Here is a 22,517-nt window from a genome sequence, read left to right on the forward strand (position 1 = left end):
ACGGCCCTACGGGCCGCACTGCGCGCGCGAGAGTCCGTGCGGACCCGTGAGGTCTTACTTGACCTCGACGGAGGCACCGGCGCCCTCGAGGGCCTCCTTGGCCTTGTCCGCGGCGTCCTTGGCAACCTTCTCGAGGACGGGCTTCGGGGCGCCGTCCACCAGGTCCTTGGCCTCCTTCAGGCCGAGGGAGGTCAGCTCACGCACGACCTTGATGACCTGGATCTTCTTGTCGCCGGCGCCGGTGAGGATGACGTCGAACTCGTCCTTCTCCTCCTCCTGCGGGGCCGCGGCGCCCGGGGCACCCGGAGCGGCGACGGCGACCGCGGCGGCGGCAGCGGTGACGTCGAACTTCTCCTCGAACGCCTTCACGAACTCGGAGAGCTGGATGAGGGTCATGCCCTCGAACTCGGCGAGCAGTTCTTCCTGGGTGAGAGCCACGATGGCTTTCCTTCCACTAATTCGGCTGGTGCCGGATGTACATGACTGGCGGGCGTACGTTCGGCCCGCTACGACCGTTGCCTGCGACGGGACGCCTCAGGCGGCGGTCATGATGCGAGCCGAATTACTCGGCACCGCCCTGCTCGGCCTGCTTGGCGCGAAGCGCGTCCACGGTGCGGACGAGCTTCGACGGGAGCGCCTGGAAGACCTGAGCAGCCTGCGTCTGCTTGCCCTTCAGGGCGCCCGCCAGCTTGGCGAGCAGAACCTCGCGGGACTCGAGGTCCGCAAGCTTCTTGATCTCGTCGGCGCTCAGCGCCTTGCCGTCAAGGACACCGCCCTTGATGACGAGATTCGGGTTGTCCTTGGCGAAGTCACGAAGACCCTTCGCCGACTCCACCGGGTCACCGGTGACGAAGGCGACGGCCGTCGGACCAGCGAAGAGCTGGTCGTCCAGCGTGATCCCGGCCTCGTTGGCCGCAATCTTGGTCAGCGTGTTCTTCACCACGGCGTACTGGGCGTTCTCACCGAGCGAACGACGCAGCGTCTTGAGCTGCGCCACGGTGAGACCGCGGTACTCGGTCAGCACGGCGGCGTTGGAGCTGCGGAACTTGTCCGTCAGCTCGGCAACCGCGGCAGCCTTGTCGGGCCTCGCCATAGAGCCTCGGCCTCCTTCCGGGTGATTCGGACCGCGCGGACCCGAAGGAGGACTGGGGAAAACGAAACGCCCCGGCGCAGGCGCACGGGGCGGACTCGACCGGCTGTACATGCGTGGACGCACGTACTCCGGGAGCACTTCCACTGTCACCTGCGCGGGTCGTCCGCAGTTCAGCGGATCCTTCGGCCACCGCGCCCTCGTACGAGTGCACGGCAACGACCAGCGGTCTTTGGCTTCCGCAGAAGCGTACGGGACCGCATCCCTGTCAAGCAAATCCGCCCGTACGGTCCTCGGCCCGCCGACCCGCGGGGGTCAGGAGCCGCCGCCGCTGCCGCCCTGCTGCTGTCGGAGCAGCTCCTCGAAGTCCTGGGTGTCGCCGGCCGGCGGCCGCTCGGCCGAGACCTCCGCTCCGTAGTCGCTGTAGTACGCGGTCTGGGTCAGCTCCCCCGGTCCCCATCCGGCCCCTCTCGACCTTCTTGACCAGCAGGTCCCGCTCGTTGACCCATATGTCGACCGTCTGGGTGGTCACGCCCGCCCGTTCGAGCTGTTCCCTGAGGTCGGCGAGGCGGCTCTCGGAGAGGTGGGAGTCGCGGGTGGCGAGGTCGGCCGCGTCGACGGTGCCCGAGTAGTGCGTGGTCCGCTCACCGCGCACCTCCTCCGTGCCGACCTCCTTCACGTCCCCGGAGGCCAGCAGCAGCTCCACGGACTGCTTCGGAGTGGTGTTGCGCATCTGCTCCTGGAGATACGCGCCGGAGCCCCCGGTGAGCTTCGCCAGGTCGTCGTACGCGTACCGCACCCAGTGCCGCCCGCCCGCCTGCTCGGCGAAAGTGTCGCCCATGCGGGCGTAGTAGGCGTCCGGCAGATAGCGGGCCTCCATCGACGTACTGCCCAGTCGGCTCATGGTGTCGGCCATGGTGCCGCCGGTGTAGGTGATGGTCAGCGTGCCGGTGACGCCGTCGCTCCAGCCGAGGACGCCGTCGGCCGTCATGGACATCAGCGTGCCCATCGTCGTCGTGGACTCCACACGCGCGGAGTCGGCCAGGTCGGTGGACCGCTCGGCGGAGCGCAGCGCGGCGATCGGGGCGACGCGCGACGGGCTCACGCCGGACGGACGGTCGTCCCCGGCCGGGCGGCCGGGCGAATCGGCGGCGGTGCAGCCGGCCAGGCCGCCGGTCAGCGCGACCACCGCCGCGAGCGCGACGGCCACGCGGCGTACGCCCCGGCACAGGATGGTGCTCGTCATTCGTCCCCCCACTGCGAGATGCGAGTCCCGTGCAAGCACGCTAACGCAGCCCACTGACAACCGTCCCCCGCGGACAACGAAACGGGCCCCGCACCTGAGAGAGGTGCGGGGCCCGTGATCCGACTTCAGCGAGCCATGAGGGCTCAGACCGCGGCCGGGTCCTCCTCGACGAGGAGGTTGCGGGTGCGGTTCGGGTCGACCGGGATGCCGGGGCCCATCGTGGTGGTGATGGCGGCCTTCTTGATGTAGCGACCCTTGGCGGCGGACGGCTTCAGACGGAGGATCTCCTCCAGCGCGGCGCCGTAGTTCTCCACCAGCTTGCTGTCGTCGAACGACGTCTTGCCGATGATGAAGTGCAGGTTCGAGTGCTTGTCGACGCGGAACTCGATCTTGCCGCCCTTGATGTCGTTGACAGCCTTGGCGACGTCGGGGGTCACGGTGCCGGTCTTGGGGTTCGGCATCAGACCACGGGGACCGAGCACGCGGCCGAGGCGGCCGACCTTGCCCATGAGGTCCGGGGTGGCGACGACGGCGTCGAAGTCCAGACGCCCCTTCGACACCTCGTCGATCAGCTCGTCGGCGCCGACGATGTCGGCGCCCGCGGCACGCGCGGCCTCGGCACGGTCGCCGGTCGCGAAGACCAGGACCCGGGCGGTCTTACCGGTGCCGTGCGGGAGGTTCACGGTGCCACGGACCATCTGGTCGGCCTTGCGCGGGTCGACACCCAGACGGAAGGCGACCTCGACGGTGCCGTCGAACTTGGTCGTGGAGGTCTCCTTGGCGAGACGGACGGCCTCGAGCGGGGCGTAGAGCTTGTCCCGGTCGACCTTGGCGTCCGCAGCGCGGAGAGACTTGCTGCGCTTGCTCACTACTGCTCCTGGGGATTCTTAGGAGTCGTGGTCCGGGCCGAGCAGGCCCTGCCACTACTGCTCTGGGAGGTTGGGGCTCAGCCCTCGACCGTGACGCCCATGGAACGGGCGGTGCCGGCGATGATCTTCTCGGCGGCGTCCAGGTCGTTGGCGTTGAGGTCGGGCATCTTGGTGGTGGCGATCTCGCGGACCTGGTCGCGGGTGATCTTGGCGACCTTGGTCTTGTGCGGCTCGCCGGAGCCCTTCTCCACGCCCGCGGCCTTGAGGATCATCTTGGCGGCCGGCGGGGTCTTGGTGATGAAGGTGAAGGAGCGGTCCTCGTAGACCGTGATCTCCACCGGGATGACCCAGCCACGCTGCGACTCGGTCGCGGCGTTGTAGGCCTTGCAGAACTCCATGATGTTGACGCCGTGCTGACCCAGCGCGGGGCCGACCGGCGGGGCCGGGTTGGCGGCACCGGCCTGGATCTGGAGCTTGATGAGCCCCGTGACCTTCTTCTTCTTGGGAGGCATAGCTCTCCGGGTCCTTTCGATTCGGGTCTACCCTCCACCGAGTCGCGTCTCGGCAGAAGGCATACCGCACAACGATAACGGGTATAGATGCGCGGCCAAAAACCGTGCAGGTCAGACAGGCTCCGAGAGCCCACCTGACCTGCGCGGAAGTACTGTGCCCAGAAGGCGTCAGTTCTTCTGGATCTGGTCGAACGAGAGCTCGACCGGCGTCTCCCGGCCGAAGATCTCCACCAGGCCCTTGACCTTCTTGGAGTCGGGGTTGATCTCGTTGATCGTCGCCTGCAGCGTGGCGAACGGGCCGTCGGTGACGGTGACCGAGTCGCCGACCTCGAAGTCCAGCACCTGGACCTCGACCTTGCGCTGCGGCGCCGGCTTGCCCTCGGCCTCGGCGGCCTCGCGGGCGGCCTTCTCCTCCGCCTCCGGGGCGAGCATCTTGACGATCTCGTCCAGGGTCAGCGGGTACGGGTCGTAGGCGTTGCCGACGAAGCCGGTGACACCGGGGGTGTTGCGGACGACGCCCCAGGACTCGTTCGTCAGGTCCATGCGGACCAGGACGTAGCCCGGGAGCTTGTTCTGCTTGATGGTCTTGCGGTCGCCGTTCTTGATCTGGACGACCTCTTCCTGCGGCACCTCGGCCTGGAAGATGTAGTCCTCGACGTTGAGCGAGACGGCGCGCTGCTCCAGGTTGGTCTTCACGCGGTTCTCGTAACCGGCGTAGGTGTGGATCACGTACCACTCGCCGGGCAGAGTGCGCAGCTCCTGGCGGAGCGCCTCGACGGGGTCGAGCTCGGGCTCGGGCTCGGCCTCCTCCGCGGGCTCCTCATCGACGTGCACGGCGGCTTCCTCCGCGGGCTCACCCGCGGCGGCGTCGGCAGCCTCGGCCTCGTCCAGGTCCTCGTCCGCACCCTCGACGATGTCGAGCTCGTCTTCCACGGACTCGACCGGCTCGATGGCGTCGTTCACGTTCGGGTCAGACACGGTGGCTGCTTCTTCCTGGATACATAGGGGTGGAACACGCGAAAGGGGCGCCGGGTCACGGCGCCCTTCGCTCTTGGCTCAGCCGAAGACGTACTTGGCGGCGTGGTCGAGCCCATAGTCAATCACGGTGACCAGTCCGATCATGACGACGACGAAGATGATCACGACGGTCGTGTATCGCGTCAGCTGGGTGCGCGTGGGCCAGACGACCTTGCGGAGCTCGGCGACGATCTGCCGGTAGAAGAGGGCAAGGCGCTTCAGCGGGCCCTTCTTGGCACGCTTGCCGCCCTTGCGGGACTTCTTCTGGGACTCCGGTGCCTCGTCCTGAGCGTCAGGCGTGTCGATGGAGCCCACGGCGTCCGTCATTCGTCCTCACCTGATCCCGGGTCGTGGCCGTGCCGCGCCCGGTCTGAGCCGCACGGCGGTGCGTTGCTGTACGTACCTGCGCACACATCCTGGCGGTGTGTGTAGCAGGGCCGGAGGGACTTGAACCCCCAACCGCCGGTTTTGGAGACCGGTGCTCTACCAATTGAGCTACGACCCTTTGTGTGTCCCCCAACGTACCGCATCCAACCGGGTGCACGGTGTGCACCGGCCGAGTGCGGGCTCGATGAAGGCCAACGAGGTGAGAGTGTACGTGGTCCTGGGCCGGGCGTCGAACAGAAATGGGCCCTGGGACCTGCGCCCCCGGAAGATCGCCGCCCTTTCGGCCGGGATCCGGCCGAAGATCACCCAGGCCACCCGATGTGTCCGGACTGTTGTTCCACGGTTTGCCCTGAGCTGCTCAGTCCGTGAAACCAGTGTGCCGGGCCGGTTTCCGGTCTGAAACGATGGCCTCATGAGCGCTGCAACCCCACCCACCGAGCGCCGGGTCTCGGCCCGCATCGGCGCGATCTCCGAGTCCGCCACCCTCGCCGTGGACGCCAAGGCCAAGGCCCTCAAGGCCGCCGGGCGTCCGGTGATCGGATTCGGCGCCGGCGAGCCCGACTTCCCGACTCCTGACTACATCGTCGAGGCCGCGATCGAGGCCTGCAAGAACCCCAAGTACCACCGCTACACCCCGGCCGGCGGCCTGCCCGAACTCAAGGCCGCGATCGCCGTGAAGACGCTGCGCGACTCCGGTTACGAGGTCGACGCGTCCCAGATCCTGGTCACCAACGGCGGCAAGCAGGCCATCTACGAGGCGTTCGCCGCGATCCTCGACCCGGGCGACGAGGTCATCGTCCCGGCTCCGTACTGGACGACGTACCCGGAGTCGATCCGGCTGGCCGGCGGTGTCCCGGTCGAGGTCGTCGCCGACGAGACGACCGGTTACCGCGTCAGCGTGGAGCAGCTGGAGGCGGCCCGCACGGAGAAGACGAAGGTCGTCCTCTTCGTCTCCCCGTCCAACCCGACCGGCGCGGTCTACTCCGAGGCCGAGACCGAGGCCATCGGCCGCTGGGCCGTCGAGCACGGCCTGTGGGTGCTCACCGACGAGATCTACGAGCACCTGGTCTACGGCGACGCGTCCGCCGTGTCGATGCCGGCCGTCCTGCCCGAGCTGCGCGACAAGTGCATCGTGGTCAACGGTGTCGCGAAGACGTACGCCATGACCGGCTGGCGAGTGGGCTGGATCATCGGCCCGAAGGACGTCGTGAAGGCCGCGACGAACCTCCAGTCGCACGCCACGTCGAACGTCTCGAACGTGGCGCAGGCCGCCGCGCTGGCCGCGGTGTCCGGCGACCTGGACGCCGTCGCCACAATGCGCGAGGCGTTCGACCGGCGCCGCAGGACCGTCGTCCGGATGCTCAACGAGATCGACGGCGTCGTCTGCCCGGAGCCCGAGGGCGCCTTCTACGCCTACCCGTCGGTGAAGGCACTGATCGGCAAGGAGATCCGCGGCAAGCGCCCGCAGAACACCGTCGAACTGGCCGCGCTGATCCTGGAGGAGGTCGAGGTCGCGGTCGTCCCGGGCGAGGCCTTCGGCACGCCGGGCTATCTGCGCCTGTCGTACGCCCTGGGCGACGAGGACCTCGTCGAGGGCGTCAGCCGCATCCAGAAGCTGCTGGCGGAGGCACGCGACTGACGTTCCACGACGTCGTTGGCCGTCTCCCTGCAAAGGGGGGCGGCCAATTCCGTTTCTTCGTGCGAGCAAGACCACTAACGGGGAAAGCGCTACCGGGGCGAGCGGGGCGTACGGCAGGATCCTGGGATGGAACGTGTACGTGATGTCTCCGACCTCCCGAAGGCCCATCTGCACCTGCACTTCACCGGCTCGATGCGGCCGGGCACCCTGCTGGAGCTGGCCGACAAGTACGGCGTACGGCTGCCCGAGGCGCTGACCGAGGCCTTGTTCAGCGGTGAGCCGCCGCGGCTGCGGGCGACGGACGAGCGGGGCTGGTTCCGCTTCCAGCGCCTGTACGACGCCGCGCGCTCGTGCCTGAGGCAGCCGGAGGACATTCAGCGGCTGGTTCGGGAGGCGGCCGAGGAGGACCTGAGGGACGGCTCGGGCTGGCTGGAGATCCAGGTCGACCCGACGTCGTACGCCCCGCGCCTGGGCGGCCTGATCCCGGCGCTGGAGATCATCCTGGACGCGGTGGAGACGGCGTCGCGGGAGACCGGGCTCGGGATGCGCCTGCTGGTCGCGGCCAACCGTATGAAGCACCCGCTGGACGCCCGTACGCTGGCCCGACTGGCCGTCCGTTACGCCGACCGGGGCGTGGTCGGCTTCGGCCTCTCCAACGACGAGCGGCGCGGCATGGCCCGCGACTTCGACCGCGCCTTCGCCATCGCCCGCGACGGCGGCCTCCTGTCCGCCCCGCACGGCGGCGAACTGACCGGCCCCGCCTCGGTCCGCGACTGCCTGGACGACCTGGACGCCGACCGGGTGGGCCACGGCGTGCGCGCGGCAGAGGACCCGCGCCTGCTGAAGCGCCTGGCCGACCGGGGCGTCACCTGCGAGGTGTGCCCGGCCTCGAACGTGGCCCTCGGCGTCTACGAGAAGCCCGAGGACGTCCCCCTGCGCACCCTCTTCGAGGCCGGTGTCCCGATGGCCCTGGGCGCCGACGACCCGCTTCTGTTCGGCTCCCGCCTGGCGGCCCAGTACGAGATCGCCCGCGAGCACCACGCCTTCACCGACGCGGAACTTGCCGAACTGGCCCGCCAGTCGGTACGGGCCTCGGCGGCGCCGGAGGAGACGAAAACGAGGCTGCTGGCAGGGGTGGACGCCTGGCTGACCGCCGCCGAGCCCGCCGCCGACGACGGCTGAGCCTCGCCGCCTGGGGGCTGCCCCGGCCCAAAAGGCAGCCTCTGCCTGGAGGCTGCGCCCCGGCACAAAGGCTGGCCTCTGCCCGGAGGCTGCCCCGGCCCAGAGGCTGGCCTCTCCCTGGAGGCTGCGCCGGCACAAAGGCTGGCCTCCGCCTGGAGGCTGCCCCGGCACAAAGGCTGGCCTCCGCCTGGAGGCTGCCCCGGCACAAAGGCTGGCCTCCGCCTGGAGGCTGCGCCCCGGCCCAGAGGCTGCGCCTAGAGGCTGACCCCGACCGTCACCGGCTCGTTGACCAGGGTGATCCCGAAGGCCTCACGCACCCCGGCGACGACCTCGCGGGCCAGCGCCAGCAGGTCCTCCGTGGTCGCCTCGCCGCGGTTGGTGAGGGCGAGGGTGTGCTTCGAGGAGATCCGGGCGGGCCCGGTGCCGTAGCCCTTGCTGAATCCGGCCTTGTCGATCAGCCAGGCGGCGGAGGTCTTGGTGTGCCCGTCCCCGGCCGGGTACGCCGGCGGCTCCACGCCCTCGCCGAGCCGCTCCCGCACGCGCGCGTGGAACGCGGCGAACTGGGTGGCCGTGAGGATCGGGTTGGTGAAGAAGGAGCCGGCGGACCAGGTGTCGTGGTCCTCGGAGTCGAGCACCATGCCCTTCCCGGCGCGCAGCTTCAGCACGGTGTCGCGGGCGTCGCCGAGCGGAACCCGGTTGCCCGGTTCGACCCCGAGCGCGCGGGCGGTCTCGGCGTACCGGATGGGCCCCGACAGCCCGCCCGCGTCCTGAAGCTCGAAGCGGACGCGCAGGACGACATACCGCTCGGGGTCGGCCTTGAAGCGGCTGTGGCGGTACGAGAACCCGCACTCGGCGTTCGTCAGGGTGACCGTCTCGCCCGCCTCGCGGTCGTAGGCGATCACCTCGGTGATGGTGGAGGAGACCTCCTGGCCGTACGCCCCGACGTTCTGGATCGGCGTCGCGCCCGCCGACCCCGGGATCCCGGCCAGGCACTCGACACCGGCGAGCCCGGCCTCCACGGTGCGCGCGACGGCGTCCGTCCACACCTCACCGGCGGCCAGCTCCAGCCGCGTGCCGACCAGCTCGAAGCCGCGGGTGGCGATGCGCAGGGCCGTTCCGTCGAACCCCTTGTCGCCGACGACCAGATTCGAACCACCGCCGATGACCAGCAACGGCGTCCCGTTGGCGTCGGCCTCCCGGACGACGTCGACGACCTCGGCGTCGGTCGTCGCGGTCACCAGCCGGGTCGCGGGACCGCCCAGCCGGAACGTGGTCAACGGGGCGAGGGGGGCGTCGTGGAGTACCTGCACGCGCCAAGACTACGAGACGGCACTGACAGGCTCCGTGGCGCACGCGCACGTGCCCCTGTCGCGGCAGACAGCGGTAAGGGGCGCCCGCCATTGCGAACGCCCCTTACTCAAGTGCACAGCTCAGGCCAGCCGGACGACCGCCCGGGACATGCCCAGGACCTTCTGTCCGGCGCTGGTCGCCGTGAGGTCCACGCGGACGGTGTTGTCGTCGAGCTTGGCGGCCACCTTGCCGCTGACCTCGATCGTCGCCCCCTGGTCGTCGTTCGGGACGACGACGGGCTTGGTGAAACGGACGCCGTACTCGACGACCGCACCAGGGTCCCCGGCCCAGTCGGTGACCACGCGGATCGCCTCGGCCATGGTGAACATGCCGTGCGCGATGACGTCCGGCAGGCCCACCTCCTTGGCGAACTTCTCGTTCCAGTGGATCGGGTTGAAGTCCCCGGAGGCGCCCGCGTACTGGACGAGCGTGGCGCGGGTCACGGGGAAGGTCTGCGCGGGCAGTTCGGTGCCGACCTCGATGTCGGCGTACGCGATCTTGGCCGTCATCTGCTCACGCCTCCTCGGGCCCGCGGGCCACCAGCTTGGTCCAGGCGGTCACGACGTGCTCCCCGGCCTCGTCGTGCACCTCGCCGCGGACGTCCAGGATGTCGTTGCCGGCCAGCGACTTGATGGCCTCGATGGTCGAGGTGACCGTGAGCCGGTCACCGGCGCGCACCGGCCGGCTGTAGGCGAACTTCTGGTCGCCGTGCACGACGCGGCTGTAGTCCAGCCCTAGCTGCGGGTCGTCGATGACCTGCCGCGCCGCCCTGAAAGTGATCGCGAACACGAAGGTGGGCGGGGCGATCACGTCGGGGTGGCCGAGGGCCTTGGCGGCTTCCGGGTCCACGTAGGCCGGGTTGGCGTCTCCCACCGCCTCCGCGAACTCACGGATCTTCTCCCGGCCCACCTCGTAGGGGTCGGTGGGCGGGTAGCTCCGCCCCACGAAGGACTGGTCGAGCGCCATGGCTCGGTACCTCCTGGTTTCTGCTCTGGTCGACCCACCGTGCCGGGTCAACCGTATAAAAGCCGCTGTGGCCGATTGCGCTCAGTGGCCACGCCCGGCCAAAAGGGTGACCGAAAAGCCACGAGGCCGCCCCCTGAACTGCGGGGGCGGCCTCGTGTACGAGCCGTACGAAGAAGTACGAGCCTGCGTCAGCGCGTTTCGCGGTGCGCGGTGTGCGCGTTGCAACGCGGACAGTGCTTCTTCATCTCAAGACGGTCCGGGTTGTTACGCCGGTTCTTCTTGGTGATGTAGTTCCGCTCCTTGCACTCCACGCAGGCCAGCGTGATCTTCGGGCGGACGTCGGTGGCAGCCACGTGAGTGCTCCTTGACGAACGGGTAGGTTAATTCAACGCAAGAAAGAGTAGCCGATCGAAGGACCGACCCCGCAATCGGCTACTGTCAGTAGCGGTGACCGGACTTGAACCGGTGACACAGCGATTATGAGCCGCTTGCTCTACCGACTGAGCTACACCGCTGCGGTGCGATCGGGCCCCGCCTGACGGCGGAAACCTCTCACACCAGAGCCCCAAAACGGAATCGAACCGTTGACCTTCTCCTTACCATGGAGACGCTCTGCCGACTGAGCTATTGGGGCGAGCGATGAAGACATTACACGCTCGGCCGCCGTTCACCCAAATCCGTTTCCCCGTCTCCATCCCGCCCCCGTCGCGCACCTCTCAGCAGCCCCGCGGGCCGCTCGGACACCGGACTCGGTCGGCGGACCACACCGGTACGACTATTGCGCTCCTGCGCGCCACAGACCGAACGCCGTCCTAGGCTCGACTCACTCTGCGTGATCTTGCGTCCATGACGCGGCGGTACGTCATGAGACCCGACTCCGATCCCAGCCGAACTCGAAACGTCCTGGAGCACGATGCCCGACAGCCAGCCGCAGCCGCCTCACTCGTCGTCGCCCCTGCCGGGCTCGGGACAGGGCGACGCGGCCAGTCTGCTGCTGTGCGGCGCGCGCCTCACGGACGGCCGGACCGTGGACGTCCGGCTGGGCGGCGGGCGTATCGAGGCGGTGGGTACGGCGGGCAGCCTGGGCGGCTCTCGCGGTGGCGGTGGCGGTGGCGGTGGCGGTGGCAGCGGCGGCGGTGGCGGCCGGGTGGATCTCAGCGGCTACCTCCTCCTGCCGGCCCCGGCCGAACCGCACGCCCACGCCGACACGGCCCTGTCCGCCGACGCCGACGGCCCGGTCTCGTACGACCCCCAGGACGTCCAGCGCCGGGCCACCGAGGCCACGCTGCTGCAACTCGGGCACGGGGCGACCGCGCTGCGGGCCCACGTGCGCGTGGGTGATGTTCAGGGGCTGGGCGCGCTGACCGCCGTACTGCGGGCGCGGCGGTCGTTGCGCGGGCTCGCGGAGCTGACGGCGGTGGCGATGCCGCGGGTGCTGACCGGGGTGGCCGGGGCGGACGGGCTCGCCATGCTGCGCGACGCGATGAAGATGGGCGCCTCCGTGGTGGGCGGCTGTCCGGATCTCGACCCCGATCCGACGGGCTATGTGGAGTCCGTCCTGACGGTCGCCTCCGAACACGGCTGCCCCGTCGACCTGCACACCGACGCCACCGACCCGGCCCGTCTCGCCCGCCTTGCCGCGATGGCCGGCGGCCTGCGCCCCGGCGTGACGATCGGCCCGTGCGGCGGCCTCGGCCACCTGCCCACCGACGTGGCGTCCCGCACCGCCGACCAGCTGGCGGCGGCGGGCGTGACCGTGGTGTGCCTGCCGCAGGGCGGCTGCGCGGGCGCCGACCGGCACGGTACGACGCCCGTACGGCTGCTGCGCGCCGCCGGCGTACGCCTCGCCGCCGGCAGCGGCGCCCTGCGGGACACCTCGAACCCGGTGGGGCGCGGCGACCCCCTGGAGGCCGCCTACCTCCTGGCCTCCCACCACGGCCTGCGCCCCGAGGACGCCTACGAGGCCGTGAGCACCTCTGCCCGCGCCGCCATGGGCCTGCCCGAGGTACGCGTGGAGGCGGGCTTCCCGGCCGAGCTGCTGGCGGTGCGCGGAGAACGGCTGGCGGGTGCCCTGTCACTGGCGTACAGCCGGATCGTGGTGCACCGGGGGCGCGTGGTGGCTCGGACGAGCGCGGTACGCGAGTACTGCAACTCGGCCGCGTCGGCGGAGCTGGGACTGCCGCGGCAGGGGCGGGGCGAGTTGTCGTAGGCACCCACCCTGAACCCTTTCAACCCCGCCCATCTCGTGAGGCTGAGACACCACCCATCTCATGCGGCGGATGCGGCCGTTCGGGCGTACGGTCGGAAGCATGCGCATTGTCATCGCTGGAGGTCATGGACAGATCGCGTTGCGGCTGGAGCGCCTGCTCTCCGCGCGCGGCTACGAGGTGGCGGGCATCATCCGCCGCGCCGAACAGGGCGACGATCTGCGGGAGGCCGGCGCCGAACCCGTCCTGCTGGACCTGGAGTCGGCCACGGTCGAGCAGGTCGCGGCGCATCTGCAGGGTGCCGACGCGGCGGTGTTCGCGGCCGGTGCAGGCCCGGGCAGCGGGGCGGCACGCAAGGACACGGTGGACAAGGGCGCGGCCGTGCTGTTCGCGGACGCGGCGGCCCGGGCGGGCGTACGCCGCTTCCTGATCGTCTCCTCGATGGGCGCCGACCCGAACCACCAGGGCGACGAGGTCTTCGACGTCTACCTGCGCGCCAAGGGCGAGGCCGACGCCCACATCAGCCGCCAGGACGCGCTTGACTGGACGATCCTGCGCCCCGGCACGCTGACGGACGACGCCGGCACCGGCCTCGTCCGCCTGGAGGCGCACACCGGCCGGGGCCCGATCCCGCGCAACGACGTGGCCACCGTCCTTGCCGAACTGCTCGACACCCCGGCGACGGCCGGTCTGACCCTGGAACTGATCGGCGGGTCGACACCGGTCTCGGTGGCCGTGAAGTCGGTGGCCGGAAACTGAGGCCGACCGCGGCGGCGGTTCCCGCGTCGGCAGGCCCCTCGGACGGCCTCCGCCCCTAGAACAGCGGCAGCTGTCCGGGGTACTCCGGCACGACATGCCCGTCCAACGACGGCTGAACCGCTCCCAGTTGCGCCTGCCGAAGCGACCCGGGGCAGGAGACGAGCCGACCGGTCTCTCGCGCACCGGGCGGGTCGTGCCGGGCGAACCGTCCCGCGACGACGGCGATCTCACGACGGCACTCGGGGCAGGTTCTGCGGCGGGAGGAGCGGGAGCTCATGGGGTCAGTGTGCCCGAACACCCCTTCGGTCCCAGCAAGTCCGGCGGTCCGCTCTCCGAAACGGGGCTCAGCCACCAGGGCTCGTTGCCGCCGGTCGCCCTCAGGAGCGACCGGCGGCGCGCAAATGTCTCCGGCGGCGCGCAAAATGTCTCCGGCGGCGCGCAACTGTCTCCAGGCCGGGCCCCCACGCGCGGCAGCCGGGCCGACCGGGGCCCACCTGCTCGCCTGAACCTCCGTCAGCCGTTCCGGCGCCGGCGGCGGCGCCGCCACTGCCATGCCGCCGCCATCCCGAAGGAAGCCGTGATCAGGGTGGCAGCCAGCACGGGCCAAAGCCCGTCCGCGACCCGCAGGTCGGCGAGGACGACCACGACGATCAGGCCCACAGGGATGAGCAGCGACAGAAGAGCCCTGACGGTGGCCACCGGCATCCCGGGGCCGGCTCTCGTGGTCCGCCGTGGCCGGGCCACCGGCCCGCCCGAGTAGAAGGCCGTTGCCCTGTCCAGGAAACGGTCGGTGGACCGGCTGTACGACCGGCCCAGGTAGGGGACCCAGACCAAAGGAGCGACCACCGCGATCAGAAACACGACACCGAGCACGGCGTAGTGCCCCACCGCGGCCGGCCATCGCGCCAGGCCTCCCGTCCTCGCCTCACCTTGCGGCGCGATCAACCCCAGGACACGCGCCATGCGCATGGTCAGCTCCCACAGGACCGCTACGCGCCTCCAGTCCCGCCCCGCCTTCGCCACCCCGGCCCGGTCCCGCCGTGCCGCTTCCCGCCCGGTTCGCCCCTTCCTCGAGGCCTTCTTCCCGGCCTGTCTCTCCTTCGCCTTCTCCTGTTCCGCGAGTGAGGCCGCCGCGAGCGCGGCCCGTGCCCGGTCGACGTCCGGGTAGACCCCTTGGAGCACCAGCAGCTCGGCACTGCGGACGGGACTGGTGGGGTCCCGTCCTTCGAGGGCGGCCAGCTCCAGGCAGGTGCGCGCCTGACTGAGCAGTGCCGCGCAGAATGCGAACGGCGCCATGATCATCATGGGGCCGCCGACGAAGGCCCCCTGCGAAACGACCCGGCGCTTGCCACGGTCGAGCAACGAGGCCCGCAGTTCGGCCATGGCGGCGTCAGGCTGCGCCGCACGCATCCGGGCCACCGAGCGTGCGGCGACCGGGCCCATGTGCCGGACGGCGTAGGATGCGAGGAGTTCCGGCAAATACTGCGGGTTCGCGGCCGCCGCCCGCAGCACGGACTGCGCGAGGGCGGAATCCTGCAACGTCTCCGCGTCCGCGTCCGCGTCGTCGGGAGGCAGACCCGGCACGGCTCAGACCGCCCCGGGGCCGGAACGGCGTCCCGCCGGAAACTCCACGCCCCACCGACGGGGCACGCGAACCCACACATGCGACATGTCCCGTATGTAACACAAACGGGACGCCCAGCTGGGCACTGGTCCGGCAAAACACCGGCCCCCGGTCTCGACCACGACCAGTCGGCGCGGCCCTGCCTCACAGCCGCTCCAACAATCGCCTCCACAGACAGAAAGACCCCTCTGATCTGCGAAGACGAAGATCAGAGGGGGTCTTTCTCAGCGTGGCGGCGCCAGGATTCGAACCTGGGGTTCTGACCTGCGGCGAAGCATCGCAGGCACTCCATCGACGCCTCGGCCGTCCGCATGCCGTCCACAGGCAGCCCACAGCCGCCCGCAGACCTCAGCCGCTCCCGACCGTAAGCCGTACGTCAGGCTGTACGGCCTGGAGCCTCGTGATCCCTGGCCCCGCCCCCTGCCAGGCACATCGCGAGTAGCCCCGTCCACAACCGTTGAGCTCCTCTCCGTAAGTGGATCCTCGATTACGCCCACAGAGGACCCACTTCATGGAACTCCGGCAGATGGACGCTTACTGACCAACAGTGAGCGACCATCTAACGCCGGAGGGCGCCTGCACCTGCACGGAGCCTTCCGACCTAGCGCGCTTTAGCGCTATCTCGTTGTATGTGCTACTGACATTTCCATCGACGCATTCGAGGGGGAATCCCAGACCGACCGGAGCCACCGTGATGGACAGAGTGCCCTTCCCTTCACAGTTCACCAGAATTGACAGCGGCCCTCGCGCCACGCCATTCGGGAGCTCCACCACTCTGTTCCCGCGAGCGGAAGCAACCTCAATCAGAGGTTTTCCAATAGGGAGTTTCGGTGCACGAGCAACCGATTCCCCCTCAACTTCCTCGTATCGCTGAGAGGGTGAAGTTCTTGGCGTCGACGGGGAATCCAGTGCCGACGGCTGGTTCGACTCACTGCTGCCAGAGCACGCAGCCAGGAGAAGCCCGCCCACCATCGCGGCCACTACAGCCTTCTTGCGACGGCTGCCAACCATCAGTCCTCCCATATGTACCAACCCACCCGGAACGGCGTGTAGCTCGTGATGGTCGTCTTTGCTGATGTCTTGCAGTTGCTGTAGATCGTATAGCTTTGACCGGTGTGCTTCAGTCGAAACACTCCATACTTGGCGTTCGTCGTCGTCTTTGGTGGAGTATTCACCGATATCTTGTTGCCGAGCTTCGCGGTGAGCTTGGCCGACAACTCCACATCAAACTTGCCTTCAACCTTGGCGATCAGAGCCTCTCGACTCACCGTGAGGCCAGCCGAAACCGAAATCCCGATCTCGCCCGTCACTTCGGATGTGAACGTCGACTTTGCCGTCCGGGACGTTCCGTTGTAGTTCGAGTTCGTCGGGCCGACGCCCTTGTGATACTGCTTTCCTTGCGACTGCGCGACATAGACGCCATGTGGCGGACCGCAGTATTCTGCGTTAGGCCAGTCCTTCGGTGGCGGCGGCATGAAGGTGGGCTCGTCCGGCATCCCATTACCTTCGTCCGGGATATCGGACACTACCTCCTCGGGCTCCGCAGGCGGGTCCTGGTTGATCTCACCATCGGGTATTGGCGTTTCGGTGGCCGTGGGGGTCGATTCTGGGGTTTCAGAGACGGCAACGGCCGACCCGGAAACGCCGAGGCACAGAAGAAGTGCTGCCACTGACGCGACGGTGGTTCGGTTCAAAACGATGCCCATCAGACACCTCTCAACCGTAGGCCTCCCCCCTGGGGTGACCGAGTGATCAGAGGCTAGACCACAGATGATCACCTTGCCAATGGCGGCGAAGGTATTTGAGGTTAACTTGAGACCCACCCGGAATTCTCGATTCCAATTTAAATTCCCGAACGGACCTTCTTCGCCAAGTTAAGCGGTGGGTTCCGCTTCATTTTTCGCATCACAGAACATATCCCATCGCCTCCAGGTAGCTGATATCGGGCACGTCGGGGCGAGATGTTTGATTCTGTCCGCGCAACCCCTGAGCACACGGGCGCTGATGTTCGGTGTGCCTTTGGAGCCCTGCGAGGCGGGCTCGCTGTTCCTCGGTGAGCTGCGGCGCGCGGTCACCTGCCGTGCCGATCAGGGTTGGATCCCACCTCCCTGTGTGGGTCACGTGATCGGTGACGCGTGGTGTCACCCCTCGCTGCTCTGTCCGCCGAGATTTCGGCAGTGTGCTCGGGCGGCCTGATGGGCGGTCTGCTCAGGGAGCCCCGGTTCGGCTCGCTTGCCGAGCGACGTCTGAGTCACGTGCCGACGAGCCTCGGCGAGCAAGTGCCGGTAGCGGAACACCCCGTGGTGCACGTAGACGGTCTTGGCGACATCGAGCACCGCGACGGCGATGTCGAGCACGCGCCGGACCCGAGCTCGGATCATCTCGGCGGCGCGGCGGGCCAGCTCCAAGAGGCGGTCGATGATGTCAGCGCCGAAGAGGGCGACGGCTTCGCGCCACCGTGCCCGGAGGACCGGCAGGGGCAGGATCTCCTCCTTCGGCGGGTGCTCCTCCCGTGCGGCGCGCGCCATGAAGCGGGAGCGCAGGCCCGGACCCGGCTCGCGGCAGGTCCTGGACCGGTGTTCCTCCGTGAGTTCTTTCGAGGCGGCTCATCGTGGCCGCGTTGCGAGTGGAGGTCCGGTCGATGAGTGCGCTCGGGATTCCGGCTATCTCCATTACGGGCCGCTTTCCCAGGGTGGCGATGCGCGGGCGCGTGGCCAGGCCGAGCGCGGCACAGACCTCTTCGAGTACGAGTTGGTTGTACAGCGCCCCGGCAGCGACCGCGTCCTCCAACAGCACTCGCCCGTGCAGATGCGCCCAAGTGCCGTCCTCACGCTGCACCTTGACCGAGATCACGACGTGGTCATGCAGCAACGGCTTCTGATCCCTGTTGTCGAAGTGCCGGAACCTGGCGGGCATGCGGTCCTTGCAGCCCGCCCCGGAGCGCACGATGAGCGCGTTGTCCTCCAACCACGCCACCACCTTGCTGATGGCCACGACCTGGGACCGCTCCACGATGCCCGGCACCGGTCCGGTGCCGAACGCCCACAGCAACGTCACTGTGGCCGACGGACGGAACGCGCAGTCCCACGCCGCCACTGACCCGCCCTTGCTCGTCCTCGCCCGCAGCGCGTAGCCGAGCTTCACCGCCCGCCGTACCTCGGCGGGGTTCGCGTCGGCGGCTGTCAGCTCGGCCGTGATCCTGTCCGCCTCGGGATGAAGACCCTCACCCGAAGAGGCTGCGCATCTGCGCTTCGGTGACCACCCCAGCAACACCGGGGGCGGGCGCCGCTCGCCCCATCCACTCGCCTGCGGGCACCCCGGCTTCGGCCTGGTCCTCGGTCAGGAGCGTGTTCCGCCCCCGGTCGCTGGCCGTCGCCGATGACCACCTGACGTACGTAGTAGCGGTACACCGAGCCTGCACTGATTCGTTTGATCGTCATCATGCGAATCAGCCCAACACGCCTCTCACGGGCGAAAACAGCGTCAAGGTGCGGCATCCCGTGGGGCGGGAGAGAAAAGGGAAGAATCTCGCAACCGTCCCGTGAGACGGACTGGCAGGAGGCCGGCGGAAAGAGAGGCAGAGCACCGGTGCCATACGCCAGGCGCCTCGCGTCCGAGGCATCGTGGGAAGCCGGACAGTCCGCCCAAGGGCAGTCTCTCTGACGCGTAAATAGGTCCAGGTCAGGGGTTGTTTGGGCAGGGCTGAGCGTCCGGTGGCCGCAGGGGCTGCCGGGGCTGCCGGGGCTGCCGGGCGGTCGTGGGGTGGTCAGGCTGTGGTTCCCAGCGGGTTGAGGGTGACGGTGTAGCCGAGCTGGTTGAGGGCGTTGATCGCGCGGCGGGTGGCGCGTTCGGGGTCGCGCTGGGTGAAGTAGGCGCCGCCGAGCTCGCGGTAGGTGACGTGGTCGGTGAGCATGTGCCAGATCGCGGTGATGATCGAGTGCTCGACGGCGACCAGGGCCCTGAGCGGGCCGCGGCGGGCGGTGAGCCGCTTGTAACGGGCTTGCAGGTAGGTGTCTTTGGTTCTCACCGCGCCGAACGCCGCGAGCCCGAGTGCTCCCTTCAGGTAGGGATTGCCGGGGCGGACCTTGGTGTTCTTGGTGCGGCCGGCGGACTCGTGGTGGCCGGGGCAGACCCCGGCCCAGGAGGCGAGGTGCCGGGCGGAGGCGAAGCGGGCCATGTCGCCGCCGGTCTCCGCGACGATCACCTCGGCGACCGCGCGGTTGATCCCGGGGATGGTGTCGAGCAGGTCGAGGGCGCCTCGAAAGGGGGCCATCGCCTCCTCGATCCGCGCATCCAGCTGCCCGACCGCATCCGTGAGCTGGTCGTAGTGGTCCAGGTGCAGCCGGACCAGGAAGGCATGATGGTCGCGGAAGCGGCCGGTCAGGGCCTCGGTGAGTTCGGGAATCTTGTTGCGGAGCTTGCGTTTGGCCAGCTCCGCGAGGGTCTGTGGTTCGCGTTCGCCCGAGACGAGAGCCTCCAGCATGGCCCGGCCGGAGACGCCCATGATGTCGGAGGCAACCGCGGCAAGTTTGATCCCGGTGTCCTCCAGCAGCTTCTCCAGGCGCTGGACGATCTGGCCGCGCTCGCGGGTGAGCTGGGTGCGGGCGCGGGTCAGGTCCCGCAGTTCACGCACGGGCTGGTCGGGCACGAACGACGGCCTGACCAGGCCGTGGGCGCCGAGCTGGGCCAGCCAGGCCGCATCGGAGACGTCGGTCTTGCGGCCGGGCAGGTTCTTGACCTGCCGGGCGTTGACCAGGATCACGGCCAAGTCCTCGGACAGCAGGTAGTAGAACGGTTTCCAGTAGTCGCTGGTTGCCTCGATCACCACCAGGGTGACCTCGGCGGCGAGCAGGTGATCCCGCAGCGCAAGGACCGCGTTCGTCGTCGAACCCCACGTCGTGGTCTCGGTGGTGAACGACCCCCGCCGTTTCGCAGTCGGCGTGCGAACGCACACCTTGGCGTCCTTCTTGCTGATGTCCACACCAGCGCAGCGTTCGTGCAGCACGTCCACAGCTCTGCTCCCTCCCAGCCGGCAACCGGTACACCGTTCCGGGAGGGCCAGGGCGAAACAGGAATTCTGACGCACGTGCTCACAGCAACACTCCACGGTTCCCGTGGACGGCCCTCAGTGCCACGCTGACCTGCGAGCTCACCGGCATCACAGAGACATCGGCTTCGGCCGGAACGAACCCCTCCAGCGTCCCGGACCGGCATCACCCCACGTCAGGGCAGACGGAAGCACCTTCGGCGCACGCCACGGGATTTACCACGCCCCCGGCGCGCACCAAAGGTGCGCTGGTTCGCTGACCTGCGGTGACCTGTGCAGATGAGCGAGTCGAGAGGAGACTCGACCCCAGCCTTCCACGCATCGTGCACATGCGACCGGCTAGGTGCATTGACTCGCAGGGTTGTTGACTCGGGTGATGGGCGGCTGGCCTCCGAGTGCGGTGTGGCAGCGATGGTATTCGTAGGCGTGGAGGAAGTCGTCCAGAGCTGCGGTGCGATGGGGTCTCCCGTGGGACCGTGCGACGCGCACTCTCAGCGCTTGAGGCGGTCGGCCGAGTGGAGACCCGACAGGGCGTGGGCAGGGTTGTACGAGCAGCCGCAGACGAAGGGTGAAGGTACGGCATCTCACCGCATACGGCACGGCCCCGACGGTCAGGTGTTCCAGACGATGCGCGGCGGACTGGTCCAGGACACCGGGTACGGAGAAGTCTGGGCTGAGGCTCGCTCGCGAGCCCTGACCCCGACGGAATTCGAATCGGCGCTGGCCAAGCTTCCGTATGATCTTCGCCACGCTGCGGTGTCCACGTGGCTTAGCTCTGGAGTCGAACCTCAGCTCGTGGCGGAATGCGCGGGCCACAGCGTGGCGGTGCTGTTCCGTGTGTACGCCAAATTGCTCAAGGACGGAGGCGAGGCGGCAAACGCCAAGATCTCCGCGCGTCTGGGGCAGAGCGCGCGACGGGCTCAAAGTCCCGTCCACACCCCGTGCACGTACCCCGAGACAGGGCGTTCGAACGCGAGATAGCGTGAGACAGTCCGTAGGTCACAGGGGTACATGACGAAAGGCCCGTGACCTGCTGACATCGCAGGTCACGGGCCCTTCGTTTCCGTGTGGCGGCGCCAGGATTCGAACCTGGGAAGGCTGAGCCGGCAGATTTACAGTCTGCTCCCTTTGGCCGCTCGGGCACACCGCCGGGGTTTGCTGCCGCTCGAACCGCCTTTCGGTGGTGCTCGCTGGCAACGACGTAAACAATACCCGATACGGAGGGGTGCTTCGCCACCCGATTGATCGGCGCTCGGGGGACAGGGGGTGGCTAGGCTTGTCCGGATGCGGCCCCGGGTCCGATCCGGGCCCGGCCGCCGCCCGCGTACGCCGCTACGCACCCGATTCGCACCCCGATACAAGGAGCCACAGCACATGGCCGACTCCAGTTTCGACATCGTCTCGAAGGTCGAGCGGCAGGAGGTCGACAACGCCCTCAACCAGGCCGCCAAGGAGATCTCGCAGCGCTACGACTTCAAGGGCGTGGGTGCCTCGATCTCGTGGTCCGGTGACAAGATCCTGATGGAGGCGAACTCGGAGGACCGCGTGAAGGCCGTCCTCGACGTCTTCCAGTCCAAGCTGATCAAGCGTGGCATCTCGCTGAAGGCCCTGGACGCGGGCGAGCCCCAGCTCTCGGGCAAGGAGTACAAGATCTTCGCGTCGATCGAGGAGGGGATCTCCCAGGAGAACGCGAAGAAGGTGGCGAAGATCATTCGCGACGAGGGTCCGAAGGGCGTCAAGGCCCAGGTCCAGGGCGAGGAGCTGCGCGTCACCTCCAAGAGCCGGGACGACCTCCAGGCCGTGATCGCCCTTCTGAAGGGCAAGGACTTCGACTTCGCGCTGCAGTTCGTGAACTACCGGTAACCCCGACGCACGCGCACGTCCGAGGAGGGGTGGGCACCCGCTTGCCCGGTGGCCCTCCCTTTCTCGCCCCTGACTCGGAAAGTGCCTGCCTGACTGGGCAGTGCCTGCGCGCGACGCCCCGCGCTCAGTCGCGCGAGTGGCCGAAGAGGATGCGGTACGCGATCAGCAGGACCAGCGAGCCGCCGATGGCAGCCGCCCAGGTGGTGCCGTCGTAGAAGTCCTTGCTGATCGGGTGGTCCAGCCAGCGGGCCGATATCCAGCCGCCGATGAACGCGCCCGCGATGCCGATCAATGTGGTGCCGATGAGTCCGCCCGGGTCGCGGCCCGGCAGCAGAAACTTGGCGATGGCTCCGGCCAACAGTCCCAGGATGATCCAAGCGATGATGCTCATGCCGTGAACCTGCCCTTCCGCGCTGGGTCTGCACTGTCCCTGGACTGTGATCTTGGCGATGTCCGGCCAGGACGGATGCAGATGGTGCTCGTGCGTGGTGCTGGGGTGATGCGGTGCTCTGGTGCTGTGGTGCTGTGGTGCTGTGGTGCTGTTGTGGTCTGGTGCGTCTTGCTCTTTCGGTTGCGGTCTGCGTCTTGCGTTGCGGTTCGCGGCTTGCCCGCACCTCGTGCCGCGGCTTGCCTCGCCGCACGTGCCAGGTCTGGCGCGATTCCTTGCTCTTTCACTGCCGAGGACGGCACGGCGGCGCCTGGCGGTTGCACCGTCGAGCGGCGTGGGGCGCATGACACACGCCGGTGGGCGGGCCGATT

22 protein-coding genes, 5 tRNA genes and 2 pseudogenes are annotated in these 22,517 nt (G+C 68.7%); 5 read left to right on the forward strand and 24 right to left on the reverse strand.

What is annotated here, in order from left to right; translation table 11 throughout:
* Positions 1–54: 54 nt before the first annotated feature.
* From rplL to I2W78_RS15605, 8 genes and pseudogenes are all read right to left on the reverse strand, one after another.
* Complete coding sequence (rplL, locus tag I2W78_RS15570; RefSeq protein ID WP_196464579.1) at positions 55–441, reverse strand: 50S ribosomal protein L7/L12; 387 nt, start codon at positions 439–441, stop codon at positions 55–57.
* A gap of 121 nt (positions 442–562) precedes the next feature.
* A complete protein-coding gene (gene rplJ, locus I2W78_RS15575) occupies positions 563–1,093 on the reverse strand; it encodes a 50S ribosomal protein L10 (RefSeq protein ID WP_196460459.1) in 531 nt (176 codons plus the stop codon).
* A 312-nt stretch (positions 1,094–1,405) separates the two neighbouring features.
* Positions 1,406–2,336: pseudogene (locus I2W78_RS15580) on the reverse strand (hypothetical protein).
* Positions 2,337–2,479: 143 nt separating this feature from the next.
* Positions 2,480–3,205 (reverse strand): 50S ribosomal protein L1, encoded by a 726-nt coding sequence (rplA, locus tag I2W78_RS15585; RefSeq protein WP_196460460.1) that lies wholly within the window; start codon positions 3,203–3,205, stop codon positions 2,480–2,482.
* A gap of 77 nt (positions 3,206–3,282) precedes the next feature.
* On the reverse strand, positions 3,283–3,717 hold the full coding sequence (gene rplK / locus I2W78_RS15590; RefSeq protein ID WP_006130605.1) for a 50S ribosomal protein L11: 435 nt from the start codon (positions 3,715–3,717) through the stop codon (positions 3,283–3,285).
* Between the two features lie 168 nt (positions 3,718–3,885).
* Complete coding sequence (gene nusG / locus I2W78_RS15595) at positions 3,886–4,695, reverse strand: transcription termination/antitermination protein NusG (RefSeq protein ID WP_196460461.1); 810 nt, start codon at positions 4,693–4,695, stop codon at positions 3,886–3,888.
* A gap of 78 nt (positions 4,696–4,773) precedes the next feature.
* Positions 4,774–5,061 (reverse strand): preprotein translocase subunit SecE, encoded by a 288-nt coding sequence (gene secE / locus I2W78_RS15600; protein WP_196460462.1) that lies wholly within the window; start codon positions 5,059–5,061, stop codon positions 4,774–4,776.
* A 105-nt stretch (positions 5,062–5,166) separates the two neighbouring features.
* A tRNA-Trp gene (locus tag I2W78_RS15605) sits at positions 5,167–5,239 on the reverse strand.
* Between the two features lie 294 nt (positions 5,240–5,533).
* On the opposite strand from I2W78_RS15605, the gene I2W78_RS15610 reads away from it, so the two are divergent.
* Both I2W78_RS15610 and I2W78_RS15615 read left to right on the forward strand, forming a co-directional pair.
* Positions 5,534–6,760 (forward strand): pyridoxal phosphate-dependent aminotransferase, encoded by a 1,227-nt coding sequence (locus I2W78_RS15610; RefSeq protein WP_196460463.1) that lies wholly within the window; start codon positions 5,534–5,536, stop codon positions 6,758–6,760.
* A gap of 126 nt (positions 6,761–6,886) precedes the next feature.
* On the forward strand, positions 6,887–7,942 hold the full coding sequence (locus I2W78_RS15615; protein ID WP_196460464.1) for an adenosine deaminase: 1,056 nt from the start codon (positions 6,887–6,889) through the stop codon (positions 7,940–7,942).
* A gap of 254 nt (positions 7,943–8,196) precedes the next feature.
* Here the strand turns inward: I2W78_RS15615 and I2W78_RS15620 are convergent, their stop codons facing one another.
* The 6 genes from I2W78_RS15620 to I2W78_RS15645 form a co-directional block, all read right to left on the reverse strand.
* Complete coding sequence (locus I2W78_RS15620) at positions 8,197–9,252, reverse strand: UDP-N-acetylmuramate dehydrogenase (protein WP_196460466.1); 1,056 nt, start codon at positions 9,250–9,252, stop codon at positions 8,197–8,199.
* 120 nt (positions 9,253–9,372) lie between these two features.
* On the reverse strand, positions 9,373–9,801 hold the full coding sequence (locus tag I2W78_RS15625) for a MaoC family dehydratase (protein WP_196460468.1): 429 nt from the start codon (positions 9,799–9,801) through the stop codon (positions 9,373–9,375).
* A gap of 4 nt (positions 9,802–9,805) precedes the next feature.
* Complete coding sequence (locus tag I2W78_RS15630; protein ID WP_196460470.1) at positions 9,806–10,258, reverse strand: MaoC family dehydratase N-terminal domain-containing protein; 453 nt, start codon at positions 10,256–10,258, stop codon at positions 9,806–9,808.
* Between the two features lie 188 nt (positions 10,259–10,446).
* Positions 10,447–10,611, reverse strand: coding sequence for a 50S ribosomal protein L33 (gene rpmG / locus I2W78_RS15635; RefSeq protein WP_003948671.1), 165 nt, complete (start codon positions 10,609–10,611; stop codon positions 10,447–10,449).
* A gap of 89 nt (positions 10,612–10,700) precedes the next feature.
* Positions 10,701–10,773, reverse strand: a tRNA-Met gene (locus I2W78_RS15640).
* A gap of 46 nt (positions 10,774–10,819) precedes the next feature.
* Positions 10,820–10,892: transfer RNA gene (locus I2W78_RS15645), tRNA-Thr, on the reverse strand.
* A 279-nt stretch (positions 10,893–11,171) separates the two neighbouring features.
* Between I2W78_RS15645 and I2W78_RS15650 the strand changes: the two genes are divergently transcribed.
* Together I2W78_RS15650 and I2W78_RS15655 are read left to right on the forward strand one after the other, a co-directional pair.
* Positions 11,172–12,467 carry an amidohydrolase family protein gene (locus tag I2W78_RS15650; protein WP_196460472.1) on the forward strand — a complete coding sequence of 432 codons (1,296 nt, stop codon included), beginning with the start codon at positions 11,172–11,174 and terminating at the stop codon, positions 12,465–12,467.
* Positions 12,468–12,567: 100 nt separating this feature from the next.
* Entirely contained in the window at positions 12,568–13,224 is a 657-nt protein-coding gene (locus tag I2W78_RS15655) for an NAD(P)H-binding protein (RefSeq protein WP_196460473.1), read from the forward strand.
* 55 nt (positions 13,225–13,279) lie between these two features.
* Here the strand turns inward: I2W78_RS15655 and I2W78_RS15660 are convergent, their stop codons facing one another.
* From I2W78_RS15660 to I2W78_RS15705, 9 genes and pseudogenes are all read right to left on the reverse strand, one after another.
* Positions 13,280–13,501, reverse strand: coding sequence for a hypothetical protein (locus I2W78_RS15660; RefSeq protein WP_196460475.1), 222 nt, complete (start codon positions 13,499–13,501; stop codon positions 13,280–13,282).
* Between the two features lie 236 nt (positions 13,502–13,737).
* On the reverse strand, positions 13,738–14,808 hold the full coding sequence (locus tag I2W78_RS15665) for a hypothetical protein (protein WP_196460477.1): 1,071 nt from the start codon (positions 14,806–14,808) through the stop codon (positions 13,738–13,740).
* 270 nt (positions 14,809–15,078) lie between these two features.
* Positions 15,079–15,188: transfer RNA gene (locus tag I2W78_RS15670), tRNA-Arg, on the reverse strand.
* A gap of 670 nt (positions 15,189–15,858) precedes the next feature.
* On the reverse strand, positions 15,859–16,554 hold the full coding sequence (locus I2W78_RS15675; RefSeq protein WP_196460479.1) for a hypothetical protein: 696 nt from the start codon (positions 16,552–16,554) through the stop codon (positions 15,859–15,861).
* A 435-nt stretch (positions 16,555–16,989) separates the two neighbouring features.
* Positions 16,990–17,376: a hypothetical protein gene (locus tag I2W78_RS15680; protein WP_196464843.1), complete on the reverse strand. Its 387-nt coding sequence runs from the start codon at positions 17,374–17,376 to the stop codon at positions 16,990–16,992.
* Positions 17,273–18,121 carry a MobF family relaxase gene (gene mobF, locus I2W78_RS41665; RefSeq protein WP_374222671.1) on the reverse strand — a complete coding sequence of 283 codons (849 nt, stop codon included), beginning with the start codon at positions 18,119–18,121 and terminating at the stop codon, positions 17,273–17,275. The genes I2W78_RS15680 and mobF overlap by 104 nt, the downstream gene beginning before the upstream one ends.
* A gap of 493 nt (positions 18,122–18,614) precedes the next feature.
* Complete coding sequence (locus tag I2W78_RS15690) at positions 18,615–19,859, reverse strand: IS110 family transposase (RefSeq protein ID WP_196460104.1); 1,245 nt, start codon at positions 19,857–19,859, stop codon at positions 18,615–18,617.
* Between the two features lie 375 nt (positions 19,860–20,234).
* Positions 20,235–20,351: pseudogene (locus I2W78_RS15695) on the reverse strand (IS481 family transposase); the annotation flags it as partial.
* A gap of 612 nt (positions 20,352–20,963) precedes the next feature.
* Positions 20,964–21,045: transfer RNA gene (locus I2W78_RS15705), tRNA-Tyr, on the reverse strand.
* A gap of 224 nt (positions 21,046–21,269) precedes the next feature.
* Here I2W78_RS15705 and I2W78_RS15710 point away from each other — a divergent pair.
* Positions 21,270–21,758 carry a YajQ family cyclic di-GMP-binding protein gene (locus I2W78_RS15710; protein WP_196460485.1) on the forward strand — a complete coding sequence of 163 codons (489 nt, stop codon included), beginning with the start codon at positions 21,270–21,272 and terminating at the stop codon, positions 21,756–21,758.
* Between the two features lie 124 nt (positions 21,759–21,882).
* Here the strand turns inward: I2W78_RS15710 and I2W78_RS15715 are convergent, their stop codons facing one another.
* On the reverse strand, positions 21,883–22,149 hold the full coding sequence (locus I2W78_RS15715) for a GlsB/YeaQ/YmgE family stress response membrane protein (protein WP_196460487.1): 267 nt from the start codon (positions 22,147–22,149) through the stop codon (positions 21,883–21,885).
* Positions 22,150–22,517 lie beyond the last annotated feature (368 nt).

It is taken from the genome of Streptomyces spinoverrucosus, assembly GCF_015712165.1.
In the GTDB taxonomy this organism is placed as follows: domain Bacteria; phylum Actinomycetota; class Actinomycetes; order Streptomycetales; family Streptomycetaceae; genus Streptomyces; species Streptomyces spinoverrucosus_A.